The 8,112-nt window shown below is 64.2% G+C and carries 8 protein-coding genes; 5 read left to right on the top strand and 3 right to left on the bottom strand.

What is annotated here, in order from left to right:
• The 3 genes from VF515_02235 to VF515_02245 all read left to right on the top strand — a co-directional run.
• Positions 1–1,050: flavodoxin-dependent (E)-4-hydroxy-3-methylbut-2-enyl-diphosphate synthase (locus VF515_02235; GenBank protein HEX7406446.1), on the top strand; the 1,050-nt coding region annotated here is incomplete at its 5' end.
• A 21-nt stretch (positions 1,051–1,071) separates the two neighbouring features.
• Positions 1,072–1,419, top strand: a complete 348-nt coding sequence (locus VF515_02240) for a hypothetical protein (GenBank protein HEX7406447.1) — start codon at positions 1,072–1,074, stop codon at positions 1,417–1,419.
• A gap of 107 nt (positions 1,420–1,526) precedes the next feature.
• Complete coding sequence (locus VF515_02245) at positions 1,527–3,851, top strand: endonuclease MutS2 (protein ID HEX7406448.1); 2,325 nt, start codon at positions 1,527–1,529, stop codon at positions 3,849–3,851.
• 36 nt (positions 3,852–3,887) lie between these two features.
• Here the strand turns inward: VF515_02245 and VF515_02250 are convergent, their stop codons facing one another.
• A complete protein-coding gene (locus VF515_02250; protein ID HEX7406449.1) occupies positions 3,888–5,072 on the bottom strand; it encodes an acyl-CoA dehydrogenase family protein in 1,185 nt (394 codons plus the stop codon).
• Positions 5,073–5,461: 389 nt separating this feature from the next.
• Complete coding sequence (locus VF515_02255) at positions 5,462–5,986, bottom strand: hypothetical protein (GenBank protein HEX7406450.1); 525 nt, start codon at positions 5,984–5,986, stop codon at positions 5,462–5,464.
• A 76-nt stretch (positions 5,987–6,062) separates the two neighbouring features.
• On the opposite strand from VF515_02255, the gene VF515_02260 reads away from it, so the two are divergent.
• Both VF515_02260 and VF515_02265 read left to right on the top strand, forming a co-directional pair.
• Complete coding sequence (locus tag VF515_02260; GenBank protein ID HEX7406451.1) at positions 6,063–6,698, top strand: hypothetical protein; 636 nt, start codon at positions 6,063–6,065, stop codon at positions 6,696–6,698.
• Between the two features lie 100 nt (positions 6,699–6,798).
• Positions 6,799–7,230 carry a hypothetical protein gene (locus tag VF515_02265; protein ID HEX7406452.1) on the top strand — a complete coding sequence of 144 codons (432 nt, stop codon included), beginning with the start codon at positions 6,799–6,801 and terminating at the stop codon, positions 7,228–7,230.
• 26 nt (positions 7,231–7,256) lie between these two features.
• Here VF515_02265 and VF515_02270 read toward each other — a convergent pair.
• Positions 7,257–8,112: hypothetical protein (locus VF515_02270; protein ID HEX7406453.1), on the bottom strand; the 856-nt coding region annotated here is incomplete at its 5' end.

Consider the following 8,112-nt stretch of genomic DNA (forward strand, 5'->3'; position numbering starts at 1 on the left):
AAGACGCGCGACATCGATGCGACGGTTGCCCAGACGCGGCAGCTGCAGAAGGCGGGCGCCGCCGTGGTGCGTATCGCCGTCGACAGCGACAAAGAGGTGGCGGCGTTGAAGGAAATCCGCGCCCAAACGGACGCCACGCTCGCCGTCGACTTGCAGGAGAATTACCGCCTGGCCGTGAAAGTGGGGCCGTATGTCGACAAGATCCGTTACAACCCGGGCCACTTGCACCACGTCGAGCGCGACAAGCCGATACGCGACAAGGTGGCCTGGTTGGTGTCTGTCGCCCGCGACACGGATTGCGCCATTCGTATCGGTGTCAACTGCGGTTCGGTGGCGCCGGAGTTCTTGGCGCGATCTCCGGGCGACCAGCTCGAAGCCTTGGTGCAGTCCGCCATTGGTCACGCTGATTTGATGGAGGAGATCGGCTTCGACCGGTTTGTGGTGTCGCTGAAGGACTCCGATCCGTGGAAAGTGATCGAGGCGAACACGCGTTTTGCTGCCGCCCGGCCGCAAGTGCCTCTCCACCTCGGCGTCACCGAGGCGGGCATGCCGCCAGAGGGCGTGATCAAGACGCGGTTGGCGCTCGAAAAACTTCTGGCGCAGGGCATCGGCGACACCATCCGCGTCTCGCTCACGCTGCCGAACGAGCGCAAGCACGAAGAGGTCGAGGTTGGCCACGTCATCCTCGACGACGTGGCGCACGGCCGGTTCATTTCGGTGCCGGACTTCGGCCAGGGACTGAACATCATCTCGTGCCCCAGTTGCTCGCGTGTTGAGAACGAGAGTTTCGTCGAGCTGGCCGCGCAGGTGCGGGAGCTCACCCGCTACGCGCAGCAGTATCGCATCACCATTGCCGTGATGGGTTGCCGGGTGAACGGCCCGGGCGAAACCGACGACGCGGATCTCGGCCTGTGGTGCGGTCCCTCGACCGTGAATCTGAAAAGGAAGGACGTGAAAGTCGGTGTCTTCGGCTATGAGCAGGTGCTGCCGCGGCTGCGTCAGGAGCTTGATCGGCTGATCGCCGAGCGCACAGGCGTGCGCGTAGCTTGACGCCCGGTTAGGTTTTACGGCATGAAGCCCGCGACCATGGCGTTTGGACCGACAGCGCTGCCGAAGATGATGATCGGCTTCGTTGTGCGCCGCTGCACCGTCGAGGTCGGCCACAAGCCCTCCCCGGAGGAGTTCGCGGCGTGGGCGAATAACTACAACGACGGTGACCGCACCTGCAGCCTCTTTGGCCGACCCATCAGCGTGGACGAGGCTCGATTGATCTTGCGGCATCCGGCGCGGCCGGTGAGCGCCCGGAGCGCGGCGCCGTACGAATGTGTGGCCGCTGCCGACACCCTGACGAGCACTGGATCCGCCACGGTCATCTCGCTGCCCGCAATCAAGGCACGATTGAAAGCACGTGCGAAGTGAGCGGTCAGCTGTCAGCGTTCAGCTATCAGCTTTCGAAGGCATGTCTTGTATTGGTCATTGTTCCTCAAAGCTGACGGCTGAAAGCTGATCGCTGAAAGCTCTATCCCATGCGTCCCCGCGATCTCGCTGCACTGGAATTTGATCACGTTCGCAACCGGCTGGCGGACTTTGCGTGCTCGCCGGCGGGGAAGGATGCCTGTGGTGCGCTGGTACCGACCGGCGAGCGCGGGCAAGCCGAGCCAGCCCTGGAAGCTGCCTGGCAATGCTTCCGGCTTCTGGAGCAACAGGGCAATATCCCGCTGTCGGAGTTCCCTGATATTCGTGCTTCCTTGCGTACGGCAGCGCGCGAGGGCGCCGTTCTCGACGGCAAAGCTCTGGTCGAGATCCGCAGCGTTCTGACCGTCCTGCACGACACCCGTGCCTTTTTGAAGAAACACGCGAGGCCGTTTCCGGCTTTGGCGGAGCTGCCCGATCAACTCGTGCCACTACCCTCGCTGCACCAGACGCTGGCGCGGGCTCTGGATGAAAACGGGGATGTCAGCGATGACGCTAGTGACGAACTCGCAGAGGTGCGGCGCACGATCCGGCATCTTCGGCAAAAGCTGACGCGACGCCTGGAAGAGCTGTTGGTGCAGCCCACGATGGCTGAGCTGCTCGGCGATCGCTACGTCACGCTCCGCAACAATCGGTTCGTCCTCCCGATCAAGACGGCCATGGCCAATCAGTTCAACGGCGTGGTGCAGGACCGTTCAGTGTCCGGCGAAACCGCGTTCATCGAGCCGCTGTTCGCGGTCGAGCTCAACAACCATCTGTTGATGGCCAGCAAGGAAGAGGAGTGGCTGGTGCGCCGGATTCTCGGCGACCTGACCGCGTTGGTGCGCGCCGAACACGAGACCCTCATCGCCAGCTTTGCCGCCCTGGTGGAAATCGATACGCTGGTCGCGCGTGCGAAGTTTGCGCAACGCTACCGCTGTACGCAGCCGCGCTTTGATCAGGAAGTAATGCTTGAACAGGCGCGCCACCCCTTGTTGATGTTCGCCGGGCGCGAACTCACCCCGGTCGACCTGTACATCCCGGCGGGGAAACGCGTGCTGGTGATTACCGGTCCGAATACGGGCGGCAAGACGGTGGCGTTGAAGACGCTGGGGCTGATGGCGCTCATGGCGCAGAGCGGTATGTTGATTCCGGTTGCCGAAGGCGGCCGCCTGCCGTGCTTTGAGGCGATCTACGCCGACATCGGCGATGAACAGAACGTCGAACGGAACCTCTCGACCTTCTCGGCTCACGTCGCGAATCTGACCGAGATCATCGAGCAACATCACGCTCCGGCACTCGTCCTGCTCGATGAGCCTGGGGTGGGTACCGATCCGGACGAAGGGGCGGCGCTGGGCATCGGCATGATCCAGATTCTCGAAGCCGGCGGGGCGCATGTCGCTCTCAGCACGCACTACGCGCCCCTCAAGGTCTTTGCCTTGAGCCGGGAAACCTGCGTGACCGCGGCGGTCGATTTCGATGTGGAGGCGATGCTGCCACGGTATCGACTGCGGTACCACTCCGTCGGCGAGAGTCTCGCCTTGCCGATCGCACGCCGACTTGGGCTTCCGGCCGCCGTGCTCGACGCCGCGGAAGCCGCGCGTACGGAGCAGGCAAAGGCTCTGTCGACTGCGGTGGCGCGGCTGGAGGACAGCCGCCGCCGGTACGAGGAGCGTCTGGCGGAAGCCGACGAGCGGGCGCGTGGCGCGGCGCGGGCGGAGCAGGAAGCCGGCCGCCTGCTCGATGATCTGCGCGAAAAGCAGCGGCGGCGATGGGCGGATGAACTGAGTGCGGCACGCGAGTTCGTGCGCACGCTGCGCGAGCAAGGTCGGGAACTCCTGGCGGCCATCGAGCGGGGCGCGGCCGATCGCCGGGCGCTCTCTCGCTGGCTGCAGGCGCAAGAGGCGGCGATGGCCGAGCATGCAAGTGAGATCGCCGAACAGCCGGTCGCTTCCGGTCCTCCGCAGATCGGTGATCAGGTTGAAGTCGTGGACACCGGGATTCGCGGCCAGTTGATATCGGTGGAGGGTGACCGAGCACGGATTCAGCGCGGCAGCCTCCGTTTTGAAGTGCCGGCCGGCCAGCTGCGGCGCATCAGCGGCCAGGCGCAGGCTCCCGTCGAGATCCGCGTCGCGGTTGCACCGGAGGACACTCCACGGGAGATCACGTTACTGGGGTTGCGGGCCAGAGAGGCCGTGGTGCAGCTCGAGCGTTTTCTCGATCGGGCTGCGCAAGCCCATTTCCAGTCGGTGCGCATCATCCATGGTGTCGGCAGCGGTGCCTTGAAGCGGGCGGTCGAAGAGTATCTCTCCAGCTCACCGTATTGCGCTGGCTTCCGATCGGGAGAGGCGCGAGAAGGGGGCGCCGGCGCCACCATCGCGACGCTCGCCGTGGGCTGATTAACGCATCTGAGCGTTCGAGCCCTCAGCCGCGCCTCAGGTGCCCCGCGGAAGACCAAGGACTTGCATGGCGATGATCCCGCGCATGATCTCTGACGTTCCGGAGGCGATGCTGGCGGCGGGTGCACCGAGAAACGCTCCCTGCAGCCATTGGGCGGGATTGAAGCGTTGGCTGTTCGGCTGAGGCGTATCGTACAGCAAGCCGGCCGCCCCGAGAATCGACATGCCGACCCGCGGCATCGTCTGCGTGAGCTCGGTCCAGTGAAGTTTGATGATCGATGCCTCAGGACCAGGCATGCCCATGCGCAGCAACTTGTGCAACGTGCGCTGGCACGTGTGGCGGAAGGTCTCGACGCCGAGATAGATATCGGCGAGCGCCTGGCGCGTAACCGGATCGCGGGTGGCGCCACGCTCACGCGCCCAGCGCATGAGTGCATCTCGCCCCTTGGTCAGGAGGATTTGCATCTCCACCACGTACAGGATGCCGCGTTCGTTCTGGAGTGCCGCGGTCGCGATCTGCCACCCGTTGTTCAACTCGCCGAGGAGATTGTCACGGGGCACTCGCACGTTTTCGAAGAAGACCTCGTTGAACTCCGCCTGTCCGCCCATCTGGCGCAACGGCCGCACGGTGATGCCGGGGCTTTTCATGTCGACGAGCAGACAGGAGATGCCCTTGCGCCGGGCCGACTCCGGGTCGGTGCGGCAGAGCACCATGCACCAGTCGGCGCGGTGCGCCAGCGTGGTCCAGACTTTCTGGCCGTTGAGTACGAAGGAGTCGCCTTCCAGGATCGCTTTGGTTCGGAGTGATGCCAAATCCGAGCCGGCACTCGGCTCAGAAAAGCCGAAGCACCAGAGATCTTCCGCCGTCAGGATGCGCCGGGCGAACCGGCGCCTTTGTTCCTCCGTGCCGTAGGCGATCACGGGCGGCCCGGCGATGCCGATGCCGAGGCTGCCCACGACCTCCGGCGCCCCGGCACGGGCCATTTCTTCCGTGTAGACGATCTGCTCCGGAATGGATGCGCCCCGGCCGCCGTACTCGACGGGCCAGGTGATGCCGACCCAGCGGGCTTCGGCCAGTTTCGCCTGCCAGGCGCGGAGGCGTGGCACCCGCTCGGTCTCAAGTAACTGGGCGGCATTTTCCGGCCGCAATTCGTTGGGGAGATTGCTTGCGAGCCAGCCCCGTAGCTCACGACGGAATTCCTCCAAGTCCTGGGTCGCCATGGCACAAAGTTCTAATCGGATGCTGCCGGAAGGTCAATGTGTCGAGACTGCCTGAACGGTATCGGGGGCACTCACAGCCTCCTATGCGCGGGCCGGTATCAAACCCCGCGTGGCGATGCGCCTGGTCATGCGATGCCTGCTCTTCCAAAACGACGGTGAGCGAAGTAGTATGCGGCGCACTAGCCAATGTCAATTTACCCTCGGAAGTCGGTCCCCGGCGGTAGCATCACTGTGGAAATCGGTGTAAGGAACCTCGCGACTAAGGTGTTTGAGATGTTGTGGAAGCAAGGTCGGGTTCTCGTGTGGGCAGCTGTGGTCCTGTTGGTGTTCAGTGCGGAGGCTGCCCTGGGGCAGACACCGCCGCCGCCGAAAGGCGACGTCAACTGTGATCAGCGGGTCAATGCTGCGGACGTCGATGCGCTGGTGGACATCCTGTTTGGCGCGCCGGACAGCTGCGGCACGGCCGACGTGAATTTCGACAACCGGGTGACCATTGCGGACGTGACGGCCGTCGAGTCGGCGATGCAGCCACCGGGCCCGACGCCGACCCCGAGCCAAAGCCCGACGACCACCCCGACCCCGCTCCCCAGTGCGACGCCGACCATCACCCCGACCCCGACGATCACTTCGACCCCGACGAGAACCGGGACGTCAACGCCAACGCCGACAATAACCCGGACCTTCACGCGCACCCGCACGCCGACGATTACGCCCACTGGGACGTGGACGTTACGCCCAACCGCCACGGTGACGATGACGTTTACGCCGACCGTCACCCGCACGCCGACCGCGACTCGGAGCGCCTCGCCGACGTTGACACCAACCCCCACTCGGACGGTAACGTTGACACGAACGCCCACCTTGACGCCCACGATCACACGAACGCCCACGGTCACGGCTACAAAGACGAGCACGCCGACGCCGACGGCGACCCGCCCGATATCGCTGGGGCCTCAAATCACCTTCTTCGGTTTGGCCGACTCTGAGGGAGTGCCGCTGCTGACAATGGGTGCTGATGGCCAGGGTAACCCACTGTACACGCCCTCTTTCGGGTACCATTTCTATATTGTGGTCGAAGCGAAGGCAGGTGCGAGCGGCTCTATCGGATTGCTCACCTTCAACAGCGACCCGTCCAACCCGAACGTGCTGCCCGATCTGCAGATTCAGGCTGACCGTGACCTCGGAAATGGAAGCAGCCTCGTCTGTGACAGTGGGTCGACGGGACCGGGCGCGGTGCCGACCGTGACCCCAGGTGGCGTGCCCGGGATCAATTCTTCCACGGTGAATCCGCAAACGATTGCCAACGCGCTGAATGATTTCGGCTGTCGCTTCGCGCCGCCCGATCCCTCCCACAGTGATCCGTGCACCTATGACGGGAATGGCAACTTCTCCTATGTGAATAAGAGCACCACGAAGCAGTTTTGCACCGGCGCTCCCGGCGGAATCGGTCGGGAGTTGGAATTCCAGGCCGGTGACACCATTGTGACCGCGAAAGTGCGTGACCAGGCTGGTAATGTCGGCGATCCCCGGAGCATCGTGGTCCGCGTGGCGACGCTGCCGTCGATCCCTAGCGCGACGTCGACCGACACGGTGGCGCCGACGGCCACCGACACACCAGCGGTGTGAGGTTCGTTCCGTCGCCAGGAGTGTCGCTTGTCTTCCGGAGAACGGGGAAAGACTTCATCCCACAAGCAACGCGCACGCGCATGAATAAAGGAGGCTTACGATGCAGTGGACAGGCTGGATCGGCCTAGCACTGGGAATGGTGATGGTCAGCACCGCCAAGGTCGGACCACCGCCCGTCATGCTCGATCTCGGTCCAGTGAAGGCGACGCCGGGACCGACGCCCAAGTCGGCCGAGAAGAAGCGGCTGATCACCACGATCACGGTGCAGAACTCCCCGGAAGGCGACAGCACCGTCTCCTTCGAAGCCACCGATGTCGCGGATGAGGGCAAAGGCAAGCTGCGCACGCTCGCCCTGAAAACGTACTCGCTCGCCGACGAGAAACCGGAGCTGACGGCGCTGCGTGGCCGCATCATGGAGCAGATTCGCGGTCTGGAACGCGACATGCTCGACTACGCCGAGCGGGCCGGGCCGCCAAAGGAGCGCGCGCCTCTGGGTCCTGGAGAGTCGGGCGGGGCGCGGCCGTATCACTAGATACGCTTCGGTGGAAAGCCCCTGAGTTACTGCGACAGCTTGATCAGGGCGGTAACGTCCGCGGCGGTAACCGCACCATCACCGTTGACGTCGGTACCGGACACGTCGATCTCCTCGAAAATCGCGCCAATTACGTCGACGAATGCGACCGATGGCGTCGGCAAGGGCGTGACGGTCGGGGTCGCCGGCGGTGTCGGGGTCGGCGTGGCTTGCACCAATGTTGCTGTCGGCGTAGCGCTCGGCTTGCGGGTACGGGTCGGAGTCGGCGAGCCGGTGGCAGTGACGGTCGGTGCCGGTGTCATGGCCGAGCCGGAGAAGAAGCGGCCGTAGCGGAGCAGATTCGCTGCGGCCGCCCACTGCGACGGTGACAGAAACAGTATCGGATCCCTCGACTGCGCCGGGTCAGGAGCCGGATCCCAGCAATACCTCAGTGTGGTGACAATCACGCGGCCGGATTCGTATTGATACTCTGCCCAGGTCGGTTGGCCGCTGTTGGCCAGCACTATGGTTGCGTCGGCCGGCAAGTTCGTCAGCGTACCCGTATCGGTTGGTCCCCAGTTGCTGAAGTCGTCCACGCCCAACATCTGGCCGCCAAAGCCGAGTCCCGTGACGTACGCATGGTCGGGGGCGAGGATGTCCTCAGCGTCGTGCTGTGAAGCGTTGGAGAAACCGACGCCGCCCGGAGCAATATTCGCTTGATCACCAAGCGTCCCGGCAACATTAATCACCGCCACCCCGCCCAGGCTGACAAACTGCTCGATGAAGCCGCCCGGGGCCACCATCTGTTGCAGGTAGGCGTAATCAGCGGCGCTCAGTCCCGGCGCGATGTAAATCACCTGGTAGAAGTTCCGCAAAGCCACCGGGTTGCTGCCAGCGAGATTC

The organism is Candidatus Binatia bacterium (assembly GCA_036382395.1).
In the GTDB taxonomy this organism is placed as follows: domain Bacteria; phylum Desulfobacterota; class Binatia; order HRBIN30; family HRBIN30; genus JAGDMS01.

What these genes read in the sequence shown, in the direction of transcription:
- VF515_02240 (HEX7406447.1), top strand. Translation starts at nt 1,072, where the DNA reads ATGAAGCCCGCGACCATGGCGTTTGGACCGACAGCGCTGCCGAAGATG.
- VF515_02250 (HEX7406449.1), bottom strand. Translation starts at nt 5,072, where the DNA reads ATGGCGACCCAGGACTTGGAGGAATTCCGTCGTGAGCTACGGGGCTGG.
- VF515_02265 (HEX7406452.1), top strand. Translation starts at nt 6,799, where the DNA reads ATGCAGTGGACAGGCTGGATCGGCCTAGCACTGGGAATGGTGATGGTC.
- VF515_02245 (HEX7406448.1), top strand. Translation starts at nt 1,527, where the DNA reads ATGCGTCCCCGCGATCTCGCTGCACTGGAATTTGATCACGTTCGCAAC.